The sequence below is a fragment of the Geobacillus zalihae NBRC 101842 genome (genome assembly GCF_001544135.1).
GTDB classification, from domain to species: domain Bacteria; phylum Bacillota; class Bacilli; order Bacillales; family Anoxybacillaceae; genus Geobacillus; species Geobacillus zalihae.
This window is the reverse complement of record NZ_BCPV01000164.1, coordinates 1-506: the sequence shown is the minus strand read 5'-3', so window position 1 is coordinate 506 and position 506 is coordinate 1. Positions and strand designations below refer to the sequence as shown.

General features: G+C 59.5%; 1 rRNA gene. It reads right to left on the bottom strand.

Features of this window, described 5'->3' with window-relative positions:
* Positions 1–506: ribosomal RNA gene (locus GZ1_RS17840) — 23S ribosomal RNA — on the bottom strand; the annotation flags it as partial.

Below are 506 nucleotides of genomic sequence, written 5' to 3'. Positions count from 1 at the left end.
GGACCTATCGACCTCGTCATCTTCGAGGGATCTTACCCGCCTAACGCGGTGGGAAATCTCATCTTGAGGGGGGCTTCACGCTTAGATGCTTTCAGCGCTTATCCCGTCCGCACATAGCTACCCAGCGGTGCCCCTGGCGGGACAACTGGTACACCAGCGGTGCGTCCATCCCGGTCCTCTCGTACTAAGGACAGCTCCTCTCAAATTTCCTCCGCCCGCGACGGATAGGGACCGAACTGTCTCACGACGTTCTGAACCCAGCTCGCGTACCGCTTTAATGGGCGAACAGCCCAACCCTTGGGACCGACTACAGCCCCAGGATGCGATGAGCCGACATCGAGGTGCCAAACCTCCCCGTCGATGTGGACTCTTGGGGGAGATCAGCCTGTTATCCCCGGGGTAGCTTTTATCCGTTGAGCGATGGCCCTTCCATGCGGAACCACCGGATCACTAAGCCCGACTTTCGTCCCTGCTCGACCTGTCCGTCTCGCAGTCAAGCTCCCTTG